Below are 293 nucleotides of genomic sequence, written 5' to 3'. Positions count from 1 at the left end.
CGGTCAGCAGCGCCTGCAAGTCGGCCAGCCCGCCGCCGCCGAAGCGGTCGACATAGGTGATCAGTTGAACCTGGTTCTTCATGGGGGTCGCGTACGTTGTGCGCTACTTCAGGAACTGCTCGTTGCCCACGAGGCCGATCTTGGTGACGCCCAGGCGCTGGGCGCTGGCCATGACCATGGCGACGACCTTGTAGGAGACGAGCTTGTTGGGGCGCAGGTGCACCTCGGGCTGGTCGGGCAGGGCGGCGACCTGGCTGAGCCTGTTCTCCAGCGTGGCGCGGTCGGGGATGATC

1 protein-coding gene is annotated in these 293 nt (G+C 66.6%); it reads right to left on the bottom strand.

Annotated elements, in window-relative coordinates; genetic code table 11:
* Positions 1-103 precede the first annotated feature (103 nt).
* On the bottom strand, positions 104-293 hold a 190-nt coding region (locus ACMUOY_RS20180; protein WP_413894521.1), incomplete at its 5' end, for an ExbD/TolR family protein.

The sequence above is a fragment of the Candidatus Skiveiella danica genome (assembly GCF_022705245.1).
GTDB classification, from domain to species: Bacteria; Pseudomonadota; Gammaproteobacteria; order Burkholderiales; family Burkholderiaceae_C; genus Skiveiella; species Skiveiella danica.
This window is presented reverse-complemented; position numbering and strand designations above follow the sequence as displayed.